This is a genomic window from Metapseudomonas otitidis (assembly GCF_900111835.1).
GTDB classification, from domain to species: domain Bacteria; phylum Pseudomonadota; class Gammaproteobacteria; order Pseudomonadales; family Pseudomonadaceae; genus Metapseudomonas; species Metapseudomonas otitidis.
On the sequence record NZ_FOJP01000009.1, the window covers coordinates 77,470 to 97,013 of the forward strand.

Sequence of the window (19,544 nt, forward strand, 5' to 3'; positions counted from 1 at the left end):
AAGATCAAACAAGCGAAAGAGTGCAGTTTACGCGGTGTCGATGAGCATGTTGATCGGACTCGCGCACGAGGCCGTGCTTCACCCGGCAAGCCAGCACAGGTCGCGTCTGGAAGTGCCCTACAGGCGCCCACGATAGCCGAAGCCGGGCCATGAGCAACCCTGCGGGCGCGCTTTCCGTCAGCGCGTCCAGGGCGCGCGGCGCAGCAGCTCGTCGCAGCGCTCGCGGAGGAACTCCCGCAGCAGCTTCACCGGCTTGCCCAGCTGGTCGCGGTGCGCGCACACCAGGTTCAGCGGCGTGGGCTCGCCCCGGTAGCGCTCCAGGGCCAGTTGCAGGCGCCCGTCGGCCACGTCGCCGGCCACGTCCAGCCAGGACTTGTAGGTCAGCCCGCGCCCGGCCACCGCCCAGCGCCGCACCACGTCGGCGTCGTCGCAGAGGCGGTCGCCCGCCACGCTGACCAGGTGGGTGCGGCGCCCGTCCTCGAAGCTCCAGCGGTCGTGGGCGCGGCCGCCCAGCAGGTAGAGCAGGCAGGTGTGCCCGGTCAGGTCCTCGGGCTGGGCCGGGCGGCCGTGGCGGGCAAAGTATTCGGGGGCGGCGCAGAGCACCCGGCGGTTGTCCGGGGCGATGGGCAGCGCGACGAGGCTGGAGTCCTCCGGCTCGCCGTAGCGCAGGGCGATGTCCACCGGCTGGCGGAACAGGTCGGCGGTGCGGTCGCTCAGGTACAACCGCAGGGCCAGGCGCGGGTGCTCGGCCTGGAAGGCGTCGAGCCAGGGCAGCAGCACGTTGCGGCCGAAGTCCGAGGGTGCCGACAGCTGCAGGGTGCCGCTGATGCCCTCGCGGCCGCCGGCCAGCTGCCGCCGGCCCTCCTCCAGGCTGCGCAGCGCCTCGCGGGCGTGGACCAGGAACTGCTCGCCCTCCGGGGTCAGGCGCAGGCTGCGGGTGGAGCGGATCAGCAGGCGCGTCTCCAGCTTGGCCTCCAGGCGCTTCAGGGCGGCGCTGGCCACGGCCGGGGAGATGTCCAGCTCGCGGGCCGCAGCGGAGAGGCTGCCCCGGTCGGCAGTGCAGACGAACAGGCTGAGGTCGTCGAGGCGCAGCATTTTCAAAATTCCTTTGAAAGACTGTCGCCTTCTAGCGGATTTCTCCACGCCGCGAAATAGCCCAACCTATGCGCCATCGTTCCCGGAGAGCCACCATGACCTCGCCCCTGCACCTGATCGCCCACATCGACGCCCAACCCGGCCAGGCCGAGGCCGTGGAAGCCGCGCTGCGGGAGCTGGTCGCCGCCAGCCGCAGCGAACCCGGCTGCCTGCAGTACGACCTGCACCGGGACCGCGCCGACGCCCTGCGCTTCGTCATGCTGGAGACCTGGCGCGACGACGCCGCACTCGCTGCGCACCAGGCCACCGCCCACTACCGACACTTCGGCGATGCCCATGGCAGCCGCCTCAAGGGCGTCACCCTCACCCTTCTCGAACACCTCGCCTGAACCCAGGAGCCCCCGATGAAAGCCGTTGCCTATTTCCAGAACCTGCCCATCGACCACCCCGACGCCCTGCAGGACATCGACCTGCCCGAGCCGACCCCGGGCCCGCGCGACCTGCTGGTGGAGGTCCGCGCCATTTCGGTGAACCCGGTGGACACCAAGATCCGCCGCAACGCCGCCCCCGAGAACGGCCAGCCCCGCGTGCTGGGCTGGGACGTCTCCGGCGTGGTGAAGGCGGTGGGCCAGGACGTCAGCCTGTTCCAGCCCGGTGACGAGGTGTTCTACGCCGGCGCCCTGACCCGCCCCGGTGGCAACGCCGAGCTGCACCTGGTGGACGAGCGCATCGTCGGCAAGCGCCCGCAGAGCCTGGACTTCGCCAAGTCCGCCGCCCTGCCGCTGACCGCCATCACCGCCTGGGAGCTGCTGTTCGACCGCCTCGGCATCGCCGAGGGCCAGGCTGACCAGGGCCAGAGCCTGCTGGTGGTCGGCGCGGCCGGTGGCGTCGGTTCCATCCTCGTGCAGCTGGCTCGCCGGCTCACCGGGCTGACGGTCATCGGCACCGCCTCGCGCCCGGAAACCCAGGCGTGGGTCCGCGAGCTGGGCGCCCACCACGTCATCGACCACAGCCAGCCGCTGGCGGCCGAACTCAAGCGCATCGGCCTCGACAGCGTCACCCACGTCGCCAGCCTGACCCAGACCGACCAGCACTTGGAGCAACTGGTGGAAGCCCTGGCGCCCCAGGGCAAGCTGGCGCTGATCGACGACCCGGCCGGCCTCGATGTGCTCAAGCTCAAGCGCAAGAGCATCTCGCTGCACTGGGAGTTCATGTACACCCGCTCGATGTTCGAGACCGCCGACATGATCGAGCAGCACAAGCTGCTGAACCGCGTCAGCGAGCTGATCGACCAGGGCGTGCTGAAGACCACCTTCGGCGAGCACTACGGGCGCATCGAGGCGGCCAACCTCAAGCGCGCCCACGCCCTGCTGGAGAGCGGCAAGGCCAAGGGCAAGATCGTGCTCGAAGGCTTCTGAGGCCGCGCCGGGCACCCTGTCACCGGGGTGCCCGTCGGTCGCCTCGATGGGCAATGGCCCGACCGCCAGTCGGGCCATTGACCGATGTCATTTCCGGGCCATCTCCGCGCTCTACACTGGGTGCTCGAATTTTTCGAACCAGGGAGGTGACCACCATGAAAGTGCTCGTCCGTCCTACCCGTACCGCCCAGGGCCCCAGCTGGCAGGTGTGCATCGATCAGCACGCCGTCAGCTTCCGCACCGAGGCCGAGGCGCAACGCTTCGTCGCCGTGCTGGAGGCCCGCCTCAAGGCGCCCCACGTCCTGCCCGAACAGCCCCGACGAGCCGTCGGCTGACCCCTGACAGACTGCTAGCCCAGCACTGAAGGCTGCCCGCGCGTCCGCCACCAGGTGAAGGTGGACGCGCTCACCGCCCCCGTTGCGCAGAGCGCGATGACGGTCGCCATGGGCACCGCCGTGCCGTCGTGCAGCACGCCCACCAGTGCCGCGGCACCGGCGGCGACGCTGAACTGCAGGCTGCCCATCAGCGCCGAGGCGCTGCCGGCATGGCGCCCCTGGCCGGCCATGGCCGAGGCCGACGCGTTGGGGATGATGCAGCCCAGGCAGGCGGTGGCGCAGAACAGCGGCACCAGCAGCGGCCACAGCGCCTCGGTGTGGGCGTGGGCCACCACCAGCATCGCCACGGCGAAGCCCAGCAGCACCCAGACCATGCGCCGCAGCCAGTAGGCCGGGCCGTGGAAGCGCATCAGCCAGGCGTTCACCTGGGCCGCCAGGATGAAGCCCAGCGCGTTGCTGCCGAACAGCCAGCCGTAGTGCTCGGCCGGCACGCCATAGAGCTGGATGAAGACGAAGGGCGAACCGGCGATGTAGGCGAACATGCCGGCCATGGCCAGCCCGCCGGACAGCGCATAGCCGATGAACACCCCGTCCCCCAGCAGGCGCCGGTACTGCCCCAGGGCACCGCGCAACGGCGGGCGCTCGTCACCGTGGGTGAGGGTTTCCGGCAGCCAGGCGCAGACCCCGGCCAGCACCAGCGCGCTGAACAAGGTCAACGCGTAGAAGATCGACGGCCAGCCGAAACTCTCCAGCAGCAACCCGCCGCCCAGGGGCGCGAGGATCGGTGCCAGCCCCATCACCAGCATCAACTGGGAGAACACCTTGGCCGAGGACACCGGGTCGCACAGGTCACGCACCACCGCCCGCGACACCACCATCCCCGCACAACCACCCAGGGCCTGGATGAAGCGCGCGGTGATCAACCACTCCAGGCTCGGCGCCAGGGCGCAGGCCACCGAGGCCAGGGTGAACAGCGTCACCCCCGCCAGCAGCGGCGGCCGCCGGCCGAAGCGGTCGGCGATGGGGCCGTAGAGCAGTTGGCCGATGGCCAGGCCGACGAAGTAGGCCGCCAGGCTCAGCTGGACATGCTCGACGTCGGTCGCGAACGCCTTGGCCAGGGCCGGGAAGCTGGGCAGGTAGAAATCGATCGCCATGGGGCCGAAGGCACTCAGCGCCCCCAGGATCAGCAGGATGCGGAAATTCATGGATCACCTGAAAACAGGGCGCCGCCCCGAGGGCGGCGCCGTTGACTGCAAAAGAGACCGTGGAGCGGGCGTGCGGTTCGATGTCCGGTGGGCGCCGGACGTCACTCGGCGGCCGGTGCCTTCTTCTTGCGCCCCAACCTGTCGGCAGCGGATTCCACCAGCAGGTAGAACATCGGGATAAGGAAGGTTGCCAGCACCGTGGCCGCTAGCATACCGCCAATCACCCCGGTGCCGATGGAATGTCTGCTCGCCGAGCCCGCACCGCTGCTGATCGCCAGCGGCACGCAGCCGAGGATGAAGGCCAGGGAGGTCATCACGATGGGCCGGAAGCGCAGGCGCGCCGCCTCCAGGGACGACTCGAAGATGCCCATGCCCTGCTGCCGGCAAAGCACGGCGAACTCGATGATGAGGATGGCGTTCTTCGCCGCCAGGCCGATCAGCGTCACCAGCCCCACCTGGAAGTACACGTCGTTGGACAACCCGCGCAGCCACACCGCGAGGATGGCGCCGAACACCGCGAAGGGCACGGCGGTGACCACCGCGATGGGCAGCGTCCAGCGCTCGTACTGGGCGGCGAGGATGAGGAACACGATGATCAGCCCGAACAGGAAGGCGGTGCCCCCCGAGCCCTGGGTGGCCAGCTCCTGGTAGGCCGAGCCGACCCAGCCCAGGCTGTAGTCCTCGCCCAGCACCTCGTCCGCCACCGCCTGCATGGCCGCCAGGGCCTGCCCCGAGCTGTAGCCCGGCGCCGGGCCGCCGAGGATCTTGGCTGCCGGGTAGACGTTGAAGCGCGCGTAGGAGTCCGGCCCGAGGATGCGCTGCACCCGCACCAGGGACGACAGCGGCACCAGGTCGCCGGAGGCGGAGCGCACGTACACCTGGCTGAGGTCCTCGGGCTTGCGGCGGAAGTCCGCCTCGGCCTGCAGGCTCACCTGCCAGGTGCGCCCGTAGAGAGTGAAGTCGTTGACGTAGTAGCTGCCGAAGGTGGACTGCATGGCCGTGAACACATCGTTCACCGCCACCCCCAGGGCGCGGGCCTTGGTGCGGTCCAGGTCGAGGAAGTACTGCGGCACGTTGGCGTTGAAGGTGGTGCTCACGCCGGCCAGCTCGGGTCGCTTGGCGGCGGCGGCGACGAACTTGCCGACGATCGCCTGCAGCTGTGCGATGGAGCCGCCGGAGCGGTCCTGCAGGTAGGCCTCGAAGCCGCCGGTGGTGCTCATGCCGGTGATCGGCGGCGGGTTGAAGGTCATCACCACGCCGTCCTTCTGCCCGGCCCCCATGGCCATGAAGGCGCGCGGCAGGTTGCGCGCGTCGAGGTCCGCGGTGGTGCGCTCCTTCCAGTCCTTCAGCGGGATGAACGACACCCCGGCGTTGCTGCGGGTGCCGAAGGTGAGCACGTCGAAGCCGGCGAAGGTGACCACGTCCTGCACCGCCGGGTGCTTCATCAGCTGCTCGGTGACGGCGCTGGTGACTTCCTCGGTACGGGTGAGGGAGGCGGCCGGCGGCAGGAAGTAGGCGTTGATCACGTAGCCCTGGTCCTCGTCGGGCACCAGGGAGCCGGGCACCCGGCCGAACAGCATGACCATCAGCGCGATCATCCCGCCGAACAGCAGCAAGCCGATGGCACTGCGCTTGAGGAAGAAGCGCACCCCGGCGGCGTAGCCGTCGGTGGCACGGTCGAAGGCCCGGTTGAACCAGCGGAACGGCGCTGCCGGCTCCTCATGGGTGGGCTTGAGCAGCAGGGCGCAGAGCGCCGGCGAGAGGGTCAGCGCGACGATGCCGGAGATCACCACCGACACCGCGATGGTGATCGCGAACTGCTTGTACATCTGCCCCGCCAGGCCACCGAGGAAGCCCACCGGGACGAACACCGCGCAGAGCACCAGCACGATGGCGATGATCGGCCCGGTCACCTCCTCCATGGCCTTGATCGCCGCCTCGCGCGGGCCGAGCTTCTCGGTGCGCATCACCCGCTCGACGTTCTCCAGCACCACGATGGCGTCGTCCACCACGATGCCGATGGCCAGCACCATGCCGAACAGCGTCAGCAGGTTGATGGAAAAGCCCAGCAGGTACATGCCGGCGAAGGTGCCGATCAGCGACACCGGGATGGCCAGCACCGGGATCAGCGTGGCGCGCCAGTTCTGCAGGAACAGGTAGACCACCAGCATCACCAGCACCAGGGCCTCGACGAAGGTGTGGATCACCTCCTCGATGGAGACCTTGACGAACTTGGTGGTGTCGTAGGGGATCTTGTAGTCGATGCCCTGGGGGAAGCGCTTGGCCAGCCGGTCCATGGTCTGGCGCACGGCCTCGGCGGTGTCCAGGGCGTTGGCGCCGGGCTGCAGGTAGATGCCGAAGGCAGCGTTCTGCTGGCCGTTCAGCGAGGTCATCAGCGAGTAGTCCTGGGCCCCCAGCTCGACCCGCGCCACGTCCTTGAGCAGCAGGCTGGCGCCGGTGGCGTCGGTGCGCAGGATGACGCTCTCGAACTCCTTCGGGTCGGTGAAGCGGCCCTGGGTGGTGACGGTGTAGGTGAAGTCCTGGGGCTGGTTGAGCGGCTGCTTGCCGAAGCTGCCGGCGGCGAACTGGGAGTTCTGCTCCTGGATCGCCTTGACCACGTCGGTGGGCGTCAGGTTGTACTGGGCCAGCTTGTCCGGCCGCAGCCAGATGCGCATGGAGTAGTTCTTCGAGCCGAACTGGCTGGCATCACCGACGCCGGGGATGCGCTTGAGCTCGTCGATCACGTTGATCAGCGCGTAGTTGCTGATGTAGATCGGGTCGCGGGAATTGTCCGGGGAGAACAGCGTCACCACCTGGAGGATGTCGGAGGACTTCTTCTCCACCTTCACGCCCTGCCGGCGCACCTCCTCGGGCAGCTTCGCCAGCGCCGCCTGGACCTTGTTGTTGACGTCGATGGTGGCCTGGTCCGGGTCGGTGCCCACCTGGAAGTACACGGTCAGGCTCATGGCGCCGTTGCTGTCGGAGTTGGACAGCTGGTAGATCATCCCCTGCACGCCGTTGATGCCCTGCTCCAGCGGCGCAGCCACCGTCTCGGCGATCACCTGGGAGCTGGCGCCGGGGTAGCTGGCGGTCACCGCCACCTGCGGCGGGAGGATCTCCGGGTACTGGGCGATGGGCAGCGCGCGCATGGCGGCCAGGCCGCCGAGCATGATGACGATGGAGATGACCGCGGCGAACACCGGCCGGTCGATGAAGAATCGCGAGATCACGGCGCGCCCTCCTCAGGACTGCTTCGGCGGGGTGCCGTCGGCGGGGGCTTCCACCGCCTTCACCGGCGCGTCCGGGCGTACCCGGGGCAGGCCCTCGACGATCACCCGGTCCCCGGCGGAGACGCCGGAGAGGATCACCCAGCGGCCCTCGGTGGTGTCGCCGGTCTTCACCTCGCGCATGCGCGCCACGCCGTCCTTGTCCACCACGAACACGAAGGTGCCGCGCGGTCCCTGGGACAGCGCGCGCTCCGGCACGGTGATGGTGCCGGGGCGGGTGATCCCCTTGATCAGCACCCGCACGAACTGGCCCGGCAGCAGCTTCTGCTCGGGGTTGGGCACCACCGCGCGGGCGCTGACGGTGCCGGTGCCGGTGTTGACGAAGCTGTCGGTGAAGTCCACCCGGCCCTCCAGCGGGTAGGTGGAGCTGTCGCCGAACTTCAGCACGGCGGTCAGCTTGCCGTCGGCCGGCAGGGTCAGGCGGCCGCTCTGCACGCCCTCGCGCAGGCGCTCGGCCTCGGTGTCGGGGTAGCCGAAGTTGACGTACAGCGGGTCCAGCTGGGTGAGCTGGGTCAGCAGGCTGGAGTTGGGATCGCCGGCCACCACCAGGCTGCCCTCGGAGCGGGTCTCCTTGCTGGTGATGCCGCTGATGGGCGCCTTCACCGTGGTGTAGTCGAGGTCGATCTGCTTGGCCTGGACGTTGGCCTCGGCGGCCTGCACGTTGGCCTTGCTCTGCTCGAAGTTGGAGATGGCGTTGTCCAGCTCGCTCTCGCTGGCGAAGCCTTTCTTCTGCAGCTCGCGCACGCGCTTTAGGTCGCGCTCGGTCTGCCGGTAGCGCGCCTGCTCCTGGGCCAGCGCGCCCTTGGCGCTGCCCAGGGCGGCCTGGTAGGTGCGCGGGTCGATGCGGAACAGCACCTGGCCCTTCTGCACCCGTGCGCCCTCCTGGTAGGTGCGCTCCTGGAGGATGCCGCTGACCTGCGCGCGCACCTCCACCTCGCGGTAGCCGGCGGTACGCCCGGCGTACTCCAGCACCAGCGGCAGGGGCCCCTCGCGCACCGTCTCCACCAGTACCTCGGGCGCCGGTGCGCCCCCTCCGGCGGGAGCGTCCGCTGCGGCCAGGGGGCCGGACAGCAGGCAGGCGACGACCGGCAGGACGTGGCGCAAGGGCAGGCGGCGAGCGAGCGGCATGGCGATTCTCCACGGCCATTCCTGCCAGGACGGGTGGAATGGCATTTCGATTGAGAGGACGAAAAGAGGGGAAGCCGAAGCGCCGGGGCGGCAGCAATGTCGCTAGAATCCGACTCCCGAGAAGAAGCCTAGACACTATTCACCTGACTGCTATGCGCAGAACCAAAGAAGAAGCGGAGAAAACCCGCGCCGACATCCTGGCCGCCGCCGAGCTGCTGTTCCTCGAGAACGGCGTGGCCCATACCTCCCTGGAACAGATCGCCCGGGCTGCGGGCGTGACCCGGGGCGCCGTCTACTGGCACTTCCAGAACAAGGCCCACCTGTTCCACGAGATGCTCAACCAGGTGCGCCTGCCCCCGGAGCAGATGACCGAACGCCTCTGCGGCTACAGCGGCCGCGACGCGCTGCTGTCGCTGCGCAACCTGTCCATCGAGGCGATCACCTCACTGGCGGTGGACGCCCAGCGCAAGCGCATCTTCACCATCCTCCTGCACCGCTGCGAGTTCACCAAGGAACTGCGCGAGGCGGAGGACCGCCACAACGCCTTCGTCAACCAGTTCATCGACCTGTGCGAGGCACTGTTCGCCCTGCCCGGCTGCGTCGAACGCCTGCACCCGGGGCTCACCCCGCGCCTGGCCTCGCGCGGGCTGCATGCGCAGATCCTCGGCCTGTTCACCGACTGGACCCGCGACATCTCCCTGTTCGACCCGCAGCAGGACACCGCGCCGCTGCTGGACGCGGTGTTCCGTGGGCTGATCCGTGACTGGGATGAGGTGCTGCGCAGCGCGTCCTAGCGCCGTCACGGCTGGGGGGAGGATGCCTCCAGCGGGCTCGTCTGCCCGGCTTCAGGCACCGTTTCGCCGCTGATCAGCCAGAACGCGTAGTGCGGATACAGGCGCACCAGCACGGCCAGTTCCTCCGTGCCCATGCGGATGGCGCCCTTGCTGATGTTCTTCCAGCGCTCGTGGTTGGTCTCGCCTAGCTGGCTGAGCCTCTTCGGCCCAGCCAGGTGGAGGAGGTAGAGCGCTCTGTTTCTGATTTCGTCCATGTTTTCAAACGAATCTCTGGCGCCGTCAGGACTGGGAGGAGAATGCGTCCGTACATGCGTCGTCATGGGCCGGGCTCGTCTGCCCGGCTTCCGGAGCGACCGTCCCGGTCGCCAGCCATAGGCCATAGCGGGGGTACAGCCTGACCAGCACCTCCAGTTCCTCGGTGCTCATCCGAACCTTTCGATGACGGAGGTTCTTCCAGCGGCTGTAGTTGATCTCGGATGCTCGGACCAGATGGTCCAGGCCGGTCTTGTAGATCAGGGCTATTGCCCTTTCCTGAATGGATTCCATTTCTCAGTCACCCCAGAAGGGCCCGCAAGGAGGGCAAAACAGACGGCGTCCGCAGAACTCGGTCAGCAGCGTGTCACCACAATACGGAACAGGGACGTAGCCGCCCCTTCGACCATTCCAGCGTGGAGGCCGCTATTCCACACTCGGCGGGGCTCCATCGAAGTCGGGCGATACCTGCCCCTTGGCCGGGTCCACATCCCCCTTCAGAAGCCACAGCTCGTATTGGGGGAATGCCTTCAGCACCTCCTCCAGATCCTCAACACGCGCCTTCACCTTTCGGTTTGTGGCAACCGTCTGCCAACGCTGGCGCTCCTTGATAGCGGTCGTATCGGCAAGTCGAGTCGCACCGAGGTGGCGGACAAGCGTTCTAAGACGCTCCTCAATCATTCCTAAAAACTCTAATTATTAATAAATAATTTATTGATAAATTATTCATTACGGATACCATGCCCGTGGATGATGAATTATTTATCAATTGACTGTCCGGTAATCGCCGAATAGTGACGGAACGAGCCTGGAACGGAAAGGGCTGCGCGTGCCTGCCAGGAAGCCAACCCAGCGCGTTGAGTCACACCATGGAAACCGCTTGATAGGAGATCGAGCATGGCCGACTTCACCTTCGACGCCGCCTGCGCATTGATTGGCCGCACGGCCTGGATAGAGCTGAACTGGCCCGACGTCCCGGAGCCCACCTTCACCTGCGTGCATATCGTCGGCGTGGTGATGGCGCTGGAGGGCGTCTACGACGCCCCGCACTTCCTCACCTTCCAGTACCACGGCTCGGAAATGTTCCCGGAAGAACTCTTCTGGTCCGACATCCGCGCATTGCATCCGGTCAGGACGGTAAAGCGAGAAGGAATGGGGCGGAAGGCAGTGGACGTCGAACCCAGTAAGGAACGGCTGTCGTCCTCCACCGGGTTCGAAGCCCGGCCGCGACGCCGGGCGTGATGGCCTTCCAGGGGTGTGCTGGGCGCTAGGCCAGCTCGGCCGGGTAGCCCTCCTCGCGGATGGCCTCCAGTACCTGCTCGGCCGCCAGGCGGCTGGCCACCCGCACTTCACCGGCGCCCAGGTCCACCTGGACCTCCGCCGCCGCGTCGCGGGCCTGCACCGCCTCGGTGACAGCGCGTACGCAATGACCACAGGACATGCCCTGGACCTTGAACACTTGCATGATCGACTCCTCGTGATGGCTGGATGAACGGCCCGCAGTGTCCGCCTTGCCACCGTGGCAAGGTCAAGCCCCGCGCACCTACACTTGCTCCACTGCCCCTCCGGAGCCCTGCCATGAAAGCCCTCACCCTGTTGCTCGCGGCCCTGCTCGCCCTGCCCGGCCTGGCCCGCGCGGAAGCCCCGCTCAACTACGGCATGCTCGTGGTCTCCCGCGAGCGGATGCAGCTGGCCACCGGCTGCGACGTGGCCCTCTACGTTCAGGACCGTCTCATTGCGCGCCTTGTGCAGGGCCAGTCGGTGGAGCTGAACCTGCCTCCGGGCCGGGTCTCGGTGCGCCTCGGCCTGCTCGACGCCGCCCCCTGCCGTGCCGGCATGGGCGTGCAGGAGCCTCAGACCATCACCCTGCAGGCCGGGATGGTCAGCCGCTATGAACTGGGCATGAACGACCACGGGTTGTACCTGATTCCGTCGGTGCCGTTGCCCTGACACGTCTTTGAAAAGGGCACTCAACGACGTTCTGTTCCGCCGTTCTAGAACCAGACCTGCAGCCTGCTCTCGCTCGATGAGCAATTTTCGAGCGCACTCTGGATTCATGCCTGGTCGAGAAAGGTGAGGCGGGGAAAGCCGCCCCTTCAGGAGGCCGAGCGGAGTCATCGTGGAAGGGGTTGAGCGACATGGATGTCGCGAGAGCGCTGCCGGGCCAGGGATGGCCCGTCAGCGCGTGCCCCTGGAACGATGATGCAGCGAGGGGAGTCCCGCAACGCGGGACCCGTATGCAGGGGCAAGCCCTTTTGGCTCCTTTTGGGGCGACTGCCAAAAGGGGCTCGCCCGGGAGGGCGAAACAAGAAACATCCGCAGAACTCGATAACCAGCTTGGCGTTGAAACAGCGCACTGGAACATCGCCATCGAAGACCCACCGGCTTTTCCTCAGCAGCCCTCTCCCCTCTTGACCTTGCCACGGGGTCAAGGTTGATCCTGTGCCCCACGAGGAGGATCAGCCATGACCGTATCGTTCGACCTGCCCATCACTGGAATGACCTGCGCCAGCTGCGCCGGCCGCGTGGAGCGCGCGTTGGCCAAGGTGCCTGGCGTGGAGTCCGCCAGCGTCAACCTGGCCCGCGAGCAGGCCCGGGTCCAGGCCCCCGCCGATGCCCTGCCCGCCCTGCGCGAGGCGGTGCTGCGGGCCGGCTACGAGGTGCCCCAGGGGCGCCTGGAGCTGGAGATCGGCGGCATGACCTGCGCCAGCTGCGCCGGTCGTGTGGAGCGTGCCCTGGCCAAGGTGCCGGGGGTGCTGGAGGTGAGCGTCAACCTGGCCAGCGAGCGGGCCAGCGTGCAGCGGCTGGACGGGGTGGACGACCAGGCGCTGATCCAGGCCGTGACCCGCGCCGGCTACCAGGCGCGGCTGCACCAGGCCGAGCACGCCGATGACAGCGAGGCCCGCGCCCGACAGGCGCTGCAACGGGAGCGCCTGGCCCTGGCACTGGCCCTGCTGCTGGCGGCCCCGCTGGTGCTGCCGATGCTGGTGGAACCCTTCGGCCTGCACTGGATGCTGCCGGCCTGGGTGCAGTTCGCCCTGGCCACGCCGGTGCAGTTCATCCTCGGCGCGCGCTTCTACCGCGCCGCCTGGAAGGCCGTGCGCGCCGGCGCCGGCAACATGGACCTGCTGGTGGCCATCGGCACCAGCGCCGGCTACGGCCTGAGCCTCTACCAGTGGGCCACCGCCCACCCCGGCCACGTGCCGCACCTGTATTTCGAAGCCTCGGCGGTGGTCATCGCCCTGGTGCTGCTGGGCAAGTACCTGGAGAGCCGCGCCAAGCGCCAGACCAGCGCCGCCATCCGCGCCCTGGAAGCCCTGCGCCCGGAGCGGGCCATCCGCCTGCGCGACGGCCGCGAGGAAGACGTGGCCATCGCCGAACTCCAGCTGGGCGACGAGGTGCTGGTGAAACCCGGCGAACGCTTCCCGGTGGACGGCGAGGTGCTGGAGGGCCAGAGCCACGCCGACGAGGCGCTGATCAGCGGTGAGAGCCTGCCGGTGCCCAAGGCCCCGGGCGACCGTGTCACCGGCGGCGCCATCAACGGCGAGGGGCGCCTGCGGGTGCGCACCACCGCCCTCGGCGGCGAGACGGTGCTGGCACGGATCATCCGCCTGGTGGAAGACGCACAGGCGGCCAAGGCGCCGATCCAGAAGCTGGTGGACCGGGTCAGCCAGGTGTTCGTCCCGGCGGTGCTGCTGATCGCCCTGGCCACCCTCGGCGGCTGGCTGCTGGCCGGCGCGGCGCTGGAGACGGCGCTGATCAACGCCGTCGCCGTGCTGGTGATCGCCTGCCCTTGCGCCCTCGGCCTGGCCACGCCGACGGCGATCATGGCCGGCACCGGCGTCGCCGCCCGCCACGGCATCCTGATCAAGGACGCCGAAGCCCTGGAGGTGGCCCACGCCGTCACCGCCGTGGCCTTCGACAAGACCGGCACCCTCACCTCCGGCAGCCCGCGCATTACCCATCTCGCCGCTGCCGATAGCGACGACGCGCACCTGCTGGCCTGGGCCGGCGCCCTGCAGCGCGGCAGCGAGCACCCGCTGGCCAAGGCGGTGCTGGATGCCTGCGACGAACGCGGCCTGGCGGTGCCCGAGGTGGGCGACAGCCAGTCCCTCACCGGGCGTGGCATCCAGGGCGTGGTCGAGGGCCGCCTGCTGGCCCTGGGCAACCGCCGCCTGCTGGACGAGCACGGCCTCGACGGCGGCGCCCTGCTGGCCTCGGCGCAGGCCTGGGAAGCCGAGGGCCGTACCCTGTCCTGGCTGCTGGCGCTGCAACCCCAGGCACAGGTACTCGGCCTGTTCGCCTTCGGCGACAGCCTCAAGGAGGGTGCCCGCGATGCCGTGCAGGCCCTGCGCGGACGCCACATCGCCAGCCACCTGATCACCGGCGACAACCGCGGCAGCGCCCGGGTGGTGGCCGAAGCACTGGGCATCGACGACGTGCACGCCGAAGTGCTGCCCGCCGACAAGGCCGCCGAGGTGGCCCGGCTGAAGGCCGGCGGCGCGGTGGTGGCGATGGTCGGCGACGGCATCAACGACGCCCCCGCCCTGGCCGCCGCCGACGTGGGCATCGCCATGGGCGGCGGCACCGACGTGGCCATGCACGCCGCCGGCATCACCCTGATGCGCGGCGACCCGCGCCTGGTCCCCGCCGCCCTCGACATCGCCCGGCGCACCTACGGCAAGATCCGCCAGAACCTGTTCTGGGCCTTCATCTACAACCTGGTGGGCATCCCGCTCGCCGCCGCCGGCATGCTCAACCCGGTGGTCGCCGGCGCCGCGATGGCCCTCTCCAGCGTCAGCGTGGTGAGCAACGCCCTGCTGCTGAAGACCTGGAAACCGGCCGGGGAGAAACACACGGAAGACTGATGCCAGGACGCCGTTCTGGCAGGGGCGAACTCATTCACCAAGCGCCCCACAAGGGGCGCCCGGACACCTCAACCCAAGAGGACAGCTGCATGAACATCGGCCAGGCCGCGAAGAAGAGCGGGCTCACCGCGAAGATGATCCGCTACTACGAATCCATCGGCCTGCTCCCCGAGGCCGGCCGCAGCGACAGCGGCTACCGGCAGTACAGCGAGCAGGACCTGCACAGCCTCGCCTTCATCCGCCGCTCGCGGGACCTGGGCTTTTCGCTGGAGGAAGTGGGCCGCCTGCTCACCCTGTGGCGCGACCGGGGCCGTGCCAGCGCCGACGTGAAGGCCCTGGCCAATGCCCACATCGACGAACTGAACCAGCGCATCGCCGAGCTGGTGGGCCTGCGCGACACCCTGCAGGAGCTGGTGGATCACTGCCAGGGCGATCACCGCCCCGACTGCCCGATCCTCAAGGACCTGGCATCGGGCGGTTGCTGCGGGGCAACAGGCGCCCCAGCAGGTCCTTCGGCAACACGGTGATCGCCAGGCCGACGAACACCAGGGCACAGGCCGCCAGCGCCGACGGGCTGAGGGCCTCGCCCAGCAGCAGCCAGCCGGACAGCAGCCCGGAAATCGGCACCGCCAGGGCGAAGGGCGTCACCAGGCTCGCCGGGTGGCGACTGAGCAGGAAGCTCCACAGGGCGAACCCCAGGGTGGTGGCACCGAAGGCCACGAACGCCAGGGACAGGTAGCCGGTGAGGCTGGCGTGGGCAAAGGCCGCCGCCATCGCCTGCGGCCCCTCGAACACCCAGGACAGCGCCAGCAGCGGCAAGGGCGGCACCAGGCTCACCCAGCAGATCAGCCGCAGCATGTCGCGGGCACCGGCGCGCTTGGTGGCGATGTTGGCGAAGGCCCAGGCCAGGGCCGCCACCAGCACCAGCACGAAGGCCAGCAGGCTATCGCCCAGGGGCCGTTCCAGGCCGATCAGCACCAGCCCCGAAGCCGCCAACGCCAGGCCCGCCAACGCCCGCAACGTGGGCCGCTCGCCCAGCACCAGCGCGGCGATCAGCACGGTGAAGAACACCTGGCTCTGCAGCACCAGCGAGGTCAGCCCGGCCGGCATGCCCAGCTTCATGCCGATGAACAGCACCCCGAACTTGAACACCCCCAGCAGCAGCCCGATCTGCACGATCCGCCACAACGGCGCCGGCAGCGGCCCGCGCAGGAACAGCAAGGGCGTCGCCGCCAGGGCAAAACGCAGGGCGCAGAACAGCAGCGGCGGGAACTCGCCGAGCCCGAGCTTGATGACGACGAAGTTCACGCCCCAGACCAGAGTGACCAGCAGGGCAAGGAGGATGTGCGGCAACGGCATGGCAGGGACTCCGGGAGCGGGTGGGGCCACGCTAGCAGGTCACCGGGAGGCTGTATGGATACAGATTCCGGGGATTCGAGGGATACAGGGCCGCAACAGAAGACCGGCACGCCGCCACAAAAAAGCCCCCGGAGAGGCATCTCTCCGGGGGCTTTTACATGAACGGTCGCGAGGCCGATCAGCTCTGGGATTGCAGGTAGTTCTGCAGACCGACCCGGTCGATCAGCCCCAGTTGCTGTTCCAGCCAGTAGGCGTGGTCTTCCTCGGTGTCCTGCAGCTGCAGGGCGAGGATGTCGCGGCTGACGTAGTCGCCATGCTGCTCGCACAGGGTGATGCCCTTGCTCAGCGCGGCGCGCACTTCGTATTCGAGGTTGAGGTCCGAGCGCAGCATCTCCGGCACGGTGGCGCCGGGGTGGATGGCCTTGGGCGTCATGTCCGGGGTGCTTTCCAGGAAGAGGATGCGCTGCAACAAGGCATCGGCGTGCTCGGTCTCTTCCTCCATCTCGTGGTTGATGCGCTCGTAGAGCTTGGTGAAGCCCCAGTCGGCATACATGCGCGAGTGCAGGAAGTACTGGTCGCGTGCGGCCAGCTCACCTCGCAGCAGGTCCTTGAGGTATTCGACGACTTCCGCTTGCCCTTTCATCTGTGTTCTCCCCTGCAAACGCGGTGATCCGAGGGCGCAATGGTCGTCCTCGGGAACCGCCCGGTCAAGCAGCCCGATGCCACACCCTCATTCCTTCATCCAGGGCGGGGTCGGCGGTTCGTCGCTGGTGTCCTTCAGCAGCGCCTGGCGGCGCTCCTCCTCGGCGAGGGCGGCCTTGATCTCGCGCATCACCGCATCCACGTCGGCCGCTTCCTCGGGCTCGGTGAACTGGCCGGTGAGCCGGGTATCCGGGGTCAGCTTGCCGTCCTCGTAGAGCGCCCACATCTCCTTGGCGTAACGGGTGTAGCGCAGCTCGGGGGCGAACTGGCCGAAGTACGCGGCCATGTTGCCGACGTCGCGCTCGAGCATGCGGAAGGCGTGGTTGTTGCCGGCGGCGTCCACCGCCTGGGGCAGGTCGATGATCACCGGGCCGTAGGGGTCGAGCAGCACGTTGAACTCGGACAGGTCGCCATGGACCAGGCCGGCGCAGAGCATCTTGACGATCTCGCCGATCATGAAGGCGTGGAATTCGCGGGCGTCCTCGGGGGTCAGGTCGACGTCGTTGAGGCGCGGGGCGGCGTCGCCGTAGCCGTCGGTGACCAGCTCCATCAGCAGCACGCCGTCGAGGAAGTCGTAGGGCTTGGGCACCCGCACGCCGGCGTTGGCCAGGCGGAACAGGGCGGCCACTTCGGCGTTCTGCCAGTTCTCTTCCTGCTCCTTGCGCCCGTACTTGGAGCCCTTGGCCATGGCCCGGGCGTCGCGGCTGTTACGAACCTTGCGCCCTTCCTGGTACTCGGCCGCCTGGCGGAAGCCTCGCTTGTTGGCCTCCTTGTAGACCTTGGCGCAGCGCAACTCGCTGCCACAACGCACCACGTAGACGGATGCTTCCTTACCGCTCATCAGCGGCCTGACCACTTCGTCGATCAGGCCATCCTCCACCAGGGGTTCGATGCGCTTGGGTGTCTTCATGCCTTGCCGGCGTTCCTCGGGAAAATGGGTTGGGACTGGAATGGTCCGACTTTATACGGCATGCGCGCCGACAGGACCATCAGCGCCGCGACAGGCTGTGACGCAAGGCCTCGATGGCATAGCGCACCTTGGCCGGCTGCGCGTCGCGCCGTGGGGTGACGATGTACAGGCCGATCTCCGGCGGGCGCCAGTCGGGCAGCACCCGCAGCAGCCGGCCGCTGGCCAGCTCCTCGCGGATCTCCGGTTCCGGCTGCAGGGACAGGCCGGCGCCGGCGAGGGTGAAGCTGCGCGCGGAGAGGATGTTGTTGCAGCTGACGCGGCTCTCGATGCGCAGCCGCTGCACCTCGCCGCCGGGCCCGACCAGGGTGATCGGCCCCAGGGCGCGCTCGGCATGCAGGGTCACCCAGTCCAGCTCCAGCAGTTGCTCGGGACGGACGATGGCCGGCAGCCGGGCCAGGTAGCCGGGCGCGGCGCAGAGCAGCGACGGCCAGTCCCCCAGGTGCCGCGCCACCAGGCTGGAGTCGTCCTGGCGGCCGACGCGGATGGCCAGGTCGATGCGCCGCTCCACCAGGTCGATCTGCTCGTCGTCGAAGAACAGCCGCAGCGTCAGCCCGGGGTGGGCGGCCAGCAGGGGTGCCAGCGCCTCGGTGACCATGCGATCGGAGAAGCCCACCGGGGCGGCGATGCGCAGCTCCCCCACCGGCGCATCGCGCAGCTCCGCCAGGCGCTGTTCGGCCTGCTGCGCCAGCTCCAGCACCTGGGCGCAGTTGCGGTAGAACAGCGCGCCGGCCTCGGTGAGGGTGAGCTTGCGGGTGGTGCGGTGGAGCAGGCTGACCTGGGTAGCGTCCTCCAGCTTGCGGATCTGCTGGCTGACTGCGGACGCGCTCATGCCCAGGGCTTCGCCGGCGGCAACCATCGAACCCTTCTCCACCACTGTGGCGAACACCGCCATGCGCTTGAGCTGCTCCATTCGTAAGCCCTGCTTAATTGTGAAAGCGGTTTTTGCCACTTTTTCCGCTGATTATCCAGCTGCAAGATGGCGACCGTCGCAAACGATTCTCAACAGGAGACAGCCATGAAGATCGCCATCCTCGGTGCCACCGGTTTCGTCGGCAGCGCCGTCGTCCAGGAAGCCCTGCAAAGCGGCCACCAGGTCACCGCCCTGGTCCGCCACCCGGAAAAACTGCCGGCCCATGAACGCCTGACCGCCGTGAAGGGCGATATCCACGACGTGGCCGCCACCGCCGCCGTCCTCGCCGGGCACGACGCCGTGGTGCATGCCTTCAACCCCGGCTGGGGCAACCCCGACATCCGCGAGCAGTTCATCCAGGGCACCCGCGCCATCTTCGACGCCGTGCGCCAGGCCGGTGTCCGTCGCCTGCTGGTGGTGGGCGGGGCGGGCAGCCTGTACGTCGCGCCGGGCCTGCAACTGATCGACACCCCGCAGTTCCCCGCCGAGTACAAGGAAGGCGCCGAGGGCGCACGCCAGGCGCTGAACCTGATCCAGGCCGAGACCGACCTGGACTGGACCTTCCTCTCCCCGCCGGCGCTGCTGGAGCCGGGCGCACGCACGGGCCGCTTCCGCATTGGCGGCAACGAGTTGCTGATGGACGGCGACCACCCGGCGCGCATCACCGTGGCCGACCTGGCGGTGGCCATCGTCGACGAGCTGGAGAACCCCCAGCACCTGCACAAGCGCTTCACCGTCGGCTACTGAAGCCGGGTGCCCGCCCTGCGTTACCCAATCAGGTCGCCGGTTTTTCCGGCGGCCTGCTCCCGTTTCCACCGTTCAGGAGTCCCTCAATGACCCTCGTCGCCTCCACCCATGTCGTCACCGAAACCCCGGCCCGCTACATCAGCCGGCTGTGCAAGCACTTCGCCCACCGCATCCCCGTCAGCCATGACGAACAGCAGGGGCGCATCCAGTTCGACATCGGCCTCGGCCTGCTCCAGGCCGAGGCCGGCGGCCTGACGCTTCGGGTAGAAGCCGAAGACGCTGTCAGCCTGGAACGACTCAAGGAGGTGATGGCCAGCCACTTCGAACGCTTCGCCTGGCAGGAAGCGCTGCAGCTGAACTGGCACTGAGGCCGTCTGGGACGGGCATCGCACGCGCCTGACCGTGACCACGCCACCCGAAATTGACTGGGTGGCAATTTGCTGGCCCGTGAACCGGCACACGCAACGGCTTGTT

The 19,544-nt window shown here is 68.5% G+C and carries 20 protein-coding genes and 1 tRNA gene; 9 read left to right on the forward strand and 12 right to left on the reverse strand.

Translation table 11 applies throughout. The features are described from left to right. Positions 1 to 177: 177 nt before the first annotated feature. Positions 178 to 1,095 carry a LysR family transcriptional regulator gene (locus tag BM198_RS12980; protein ID WP_074970434.1) on the reverse strand — a complete coding sequence of 306 codons (918 nt, stop codon included), beginning with the start codon at positions 1,093 to 1,095 and terminating at the stop codon, positions 178 to 180. 95 nt (positions 1,096 to 1,190) lie between these two features. Here BM198_RS12980 and BM198_RS12985 point away from each other — a divergent pair, with 95 nt between their 5' ends. From BM198_RS12985 to BM198_RS12995, 3 genes are all read left to right on the forward strand, one after another. Further along, a complete protein-coding gene (locus BM198_RS12985; protein WP_044412996.1) occupies positions 1,191 to 1,484 on the forward strand; it encodes a putative quinol monooxygenase in 294 nt (97 codons plus the stop codon). A 15-nt stretch (positions 1,485 to 1,499) separates the two neighbouring features. Next, the gene (locus tag BM198_RS12990; protein ID WP_074970435.1) at positions 1,500 to 2,513 is read left to right on the forward strand and encodes a zinc-binding alcohol dehydrogenase family protein; all 1,014 of its coding nucleotides are present in this window, start codon (positions 1,500 to 1,502) and stop codon (positions 2,511 to 2,513) included. 155 nt (positions 2,514 to 2,668) lie between these two features. Further along, the gene (locus tag BM198_RS12995; RefSeq protein WP_044413002.1) at positions 2,669 to 2,848 is read left to right on the forward strand and encodes a hypothetical protein; all 180 of its coding nucleotides are present in this window, start codon (positions 2,669 to 2,671) and stop codon (positions 2,846 to 2,848) included. A gap of 14 nt (positions 2,849 to 2,862) precedes the next feature. On the opposite strand, the gene BM198_RS13000 is transcribed toward BM198_RS12995, so the two are convergent. The 3 genes from BM198_RS13000 to BM198_RS13010 form a co-directional block, all read right to left on the reverse strand. Then, a complete protein-coding gene (locus BM198_RS13000; RefSeq protein WP_074970436.1) occupies positions 2,863 to 4,053 on the reverse strand; it encodes a multidrug effflux MFS transporter in 1,191 nt (396 codons plus the stop codon). A gap of 101 nt (positions 4,054 to 4,154) precedes the next feature. Next, entirely contained in the window at positions 4,155 to 7,283 is a 3,129-nt protein-coding gene (locus BM198_RS13005; protein WP_074970437.1) for an efflux RND transporter permease subunit, read from the reverse strand. A gap of 12 nt (positions 7,284 to 7,295) precedes the next feature. Then, positions 7,296 to 8,468 carry an efflux RND transporter periplasmic adaptor subunit gene (locus tag BM198_RS13010; RefSeq protein ID WP_074970438.1) on the reverse strand — a complete coding sequence of 391 codons (1,173 nt, stop codon included), beginning with the start codon at positions 8,466 to 8,468 and terminating at the stop codon, positions 7,296 to 7,298. 152 nt (positions 8,469 to 8,620) lie between these two features. Between BM198_RS13010 and BM198_RS13015 the strand changes: the two genes are divergently transcribed. After that, on the forward strand, positions 8,621 to 9,262 hold the full coding sequence (locus tag BM198_RS13015) for a TetR family transcriptional regulator (RefSeq protein ID WP_074970439.1): 642 nt from the start codon (positions 8,621 to 8,623) through the stop codon (positions 9,260 to 9,262). 5 nt (positions 9,263 to 9,267) lie between these two features. Here the strand turns inward: BM198_RS13015 and BM198_RS13020 are convergent, their stop codons facing one another. From BM198_RS13020 to BM198_RS13040, 4 genes are all read right to left on the reverse strand, one after another. Beyond that, complete coding sequence (locus tag BM198_RS13020; protein WP_074970441.1) at positions 9,268 to 9,516, reverse strand: DNA-binding protein; 249 nt, start codon at positions 9,514 to 9,516, stop codon at positions 9,268 to 9,270. Between the two features lie 25 nt (positions 9,517 to 9,541). Continuing rightward, positions 9,542 to 9,808, reverse strand: a complete 267-nt coding sequence (locus tag BM198_RS13025; RefSeq protein ID WP_074970443.1) for a hypothetical protein — start codon at positions 9,806 to 9,808, stop codon at positions 9,542 to 9,544. Between the two features lie 864 nt (positions 9,809 to 10,672). Next, positions 10,673 to 10,765 (reverse strand) — tRNA-OTHER (locus BM198_RS30155). Positions 10,766 to 10,781: 16 nt separating this feature from the next. Continuing rightward, on the reverse strand, positions 10,782 to 10,979 hold the full coding sequence (locus BM198_RS13040; RefSeq protein ID WP_069563211.1) for a heavy-metal-associated domain-containing protein: 198 nt from the start codon (positions 10,977 to 10,979) through the stop codon (positions 10,782 to 10,784). A gap of 113 nt (positions 10,980 to 11,092) precedes the next feature. Here BM198_RS13040 and BM198_RS13045 point away from each other — a divergent pair, with 113 nt between their 5' ends. The 3 genes from BM198_RS13045 to cueR all read left to right on the forward strand — a co-directional run bounded on the left by BM198_RS13045 (position 11,093) and on the right by cueR (position 14,909). Then, positions 11,093 to 11,464 carry a hypothetical protein gene (locus tag BM198_RS13045; RefSeq protein WP_074970449.1) on the forward strand — a complete coding sequence of 124 codons (372 nt, stop codon included), beginning with the start codon at positions 11,093 to 11,095 and terminating at the stop codon, positions 11,462 to 11,464. A 515-nt stretch (positions 11,465 to 11,979) separates the two neighbouring features. Further along, positions 11,980 to 14,382, forward strand: coding sequence for a heavy metal translocating P-type ATPase (locus BM198_RS13050; RefSeq protein ID WP_074970451.1), 2,403 nt, complete (start codon positions 11,980 to 11,982; stop codon positions 14,380 to 14,382). A gap of 89 nt (positions 14,383 to 14,471) precedes the next feature. Next, complete coding sequence (cueR, locus tag BM198_RS13055) at positions 14,472 to 14,909, forward strand: Cu(I)-responsive transcriptional regulator (RefSeq protein ID WP_044401376.1); 438 nt, start codon at positions 14,472 to 14,474, stop codon at positions 14,907 to 14,909. On the opposite strand, the gene BM198_RS13060 is transcribed toward cueR, so the two are convergent. From BM198_RS13060 to BM198_RS13075, 4 genes are all read right to left on the reverse strand, one after another. Continuing rightward, entirely contained in the window at positions 14,839 to 15,741 is a 903-nt protein-coding gene (locus BM198_RS13060) for an EamA family transporter (protein WP_074970453.1), read from the reverse strand. The two genes, cueR and BM198_RS13060, sit on opposite strands and share 71 nt — an antisense overlap. Positions 15,742 to 15,919: 178 nt before the next feature. After that, positions 15,920 to 16,384 (reverse strand): bacterioferritin, encoded by a 465-nt coding sequence (gene bfr / locus BM198_RS13065; RefSeq protein ID WP_044401369.1) that lies wholly within the window; start codon positions 16,382 to 16,384, stop codon positions 15,920 to 15,922. Positions 16,385 to 16,471: 87 nt separating this feature from the next. Next, the gene (locus BM198_RS13070; protein WP_074970455.1) at positions 16,472 to 17,353 is read right to left on the reverse strand and encodes a PA4780 family RIO1-like protein kinase; all 882 of its coding nucleotides are present in this window, start codon (positions 17,351 to 17,353) and stop codon (positions 16,472 to 16,474) included. A gap of 79 nt (positions 17,354 to 17,432) precedes the next feature. Then, complete coding sequence (locus BM198_RS13075; RefSeq protein ID WP_074970456.1) at positions 17,433 to 18,323, reverse strand: LysR family transcriptional regulator; 891 nt, start codon at positions 18,321 to 18,323, stop codon at positions 17,433 to 17,435. 105 nt (positions 18,324 to 18,428) lie between these two features. On the opposite strand from BM198_RS13075, the gene BM198_RS13080 reads away from it, so the two are divergent. Both BM198_RS13080 and BM198_RS13085 read left to right on the forward strand, forming a co-directional pair. Then, positions 18,429 to 19,070 carry an NAD(P)-dependent oxidoreductase gene (locus tag BM198_RS13080; RefSeq protein WP_074970458.1) on the forward strand — a complete coding sequence of 214 codons (642 nt, stop codon included), beginning with the start codon at positions 18,429 to 18,431 and terminating at the stop codon, positions 19,068 to 19,070. Between the two features lie 86 nt (positions 19,071 to 19,156). Then, on the forward strand, positions 19,157 to 19,438 hold the full coding sequence (locus BM198_RS13085) for a DUF2218 domain-containing protein (protein ID WP_074970460.1): 282 nt from the start codon (positions 19,157 to 19,159) through the stop codon (positions 19,436 to 19,438). Positions 19,439 to 19,544 lie beyond the last annotated feature (106 nt).

Excerpts from the sequence above, each read along its gene's own strand:
- BM198_RS13075 (WP_074970456.1), bottom strand. The coding sequence starts at position 18,323 with ATGGAGCAGCTCAAGCGCATGGCGGTGTTCGCCACAGTGGTGGAGAAG.
- BM198_RS13080 (WP_074970458.1), top strand. The coding sequence starts at position 18,429 with ATGAAGATCGCCATCCTCGGTGCCACCGGTTTCGTCGGCAGCGCCGTC.
- BM198_RS12995 (WP_044413002.1), top strand. The coding sequence starts at position 2,669 with ATGAAAGTGCTCGTCCGTCCTACCCGTACCGCCCAGGGCCCCAGCTGG.
- BM198_RS12985 (WP_044412996.1), top strand. The coding sequence starts at position 1,191 with ATGACCTCGCCCCTGCACCTGATCGCCCACATCGACGCCCAACCCGGC.
- bfr (WP_044401369.1), bottom strand. The coding sequence starts at position 16,384 with ATGAAAGGGCAAGCGGAAGTCGTCGAATACCTCAAGGACCTGCTGCGA.
- BM198_RS13020 (WP_074970441.1), bottom strand. The coding sequence starts at position 9,516 with ATGGACGAAATCAGAAACAGAGCGCTCTACCTCCTCCACCTGGCTGGG.
- BM198_RS13040 (WP_069563211.1), bottom strand. The coding sequence starts at position 10,979 with ATGCAAGTGTTCAAGGTCCAGGGCATGTCCTGTGGTCATTGCGTACGC.
- cueR (WP_044401376.1), top strand. The coding sequence starts at position 14,472 with ATGAACATCGGCCAGGCCGCGAAGAAGAGCGGGCTCACCGCGAAGATG.
- BM198_RS13060 (WP_074970453.1), bottom strand. The coding sequence starts at position 15,741 with ATGCCGTTGCCGCACATCCTCCTTGCCCTGCTGGTCACTCTGGTCTGG.
- BM198_RS13015 (WP_074970439.1), top strand. The coding sequence starts at position 8,621 with ATGCGCAGAACCAAAGAAGAAGCGGAGAAAACCCGCGCCGACATCCTG.
- BM198_RS12980 (WP_074970434.1), bottom strand. The coding sequence starts at position 1,095 with ATGCTGCGCCTCGACGACCTCAGCCTGTTCGTCTGCACTGCCGACCGG.
- BM198_RS12990 (WP_074970435.1), top strand. The coding sequence starts at position 1,500 with ATGAAAGCCGTTGCCTATTTCCAGAACCTGCCCATCGACCACCCCGAC.
- BM198_RS13050 (WP_074970451.1), top strand. The coding sequence starts at position 11,980 with ATGACCGTATCGTTCGACCTGCCCATCACTGGAATGACCTGCGCCAGC.
- BM198_RS13070 (WP_074970455.1), bottom strand. The coding sequence starts at position 17,353 with ATGAAGACACCCAAGCGCATCGAACCCCTGGTGGAGGATGGCCTGATC.
- BM198_RS13045 (WP_074970449.1), top strand. The coding sequence starts at position 11,093 with ATGAAAGCCCTCACCCTGTTGCTCGCGGCCCTGCTCGCCCTGCCCGGC.
- BM198_RS13085 (WP_074970460.1), top strand. The coding sequence starts at position 19,157 with ATGACCCTCGTCGCCTCCACCCATGTCGTCACCGAAACCCCGGCCCGC.
- BM198_RS13000 (WP_074970436.1), bottom strand. The coding sequence starts at position 4,053 with ATGAATTTCCGCATCCTGCTGATCCTGGGGGCGCTGAGTGCCTTCGGC.
- BM198_RS13010 (WP_074970438.1), bottom strand. The coding sequence starts at position 8,468 with ATGCCGCTCGCTCGCCGCCTGCCCTTGCGCCACGTCCTGCCGGTCGTC.
- BM198_RS13025 (WP_074970443.1), bottom strand. The coding sequence starts at position 9,808 with ATGGAATCCATTCAGGAAAGGGCAATAGCCCTGATCTACAAGACCGGC.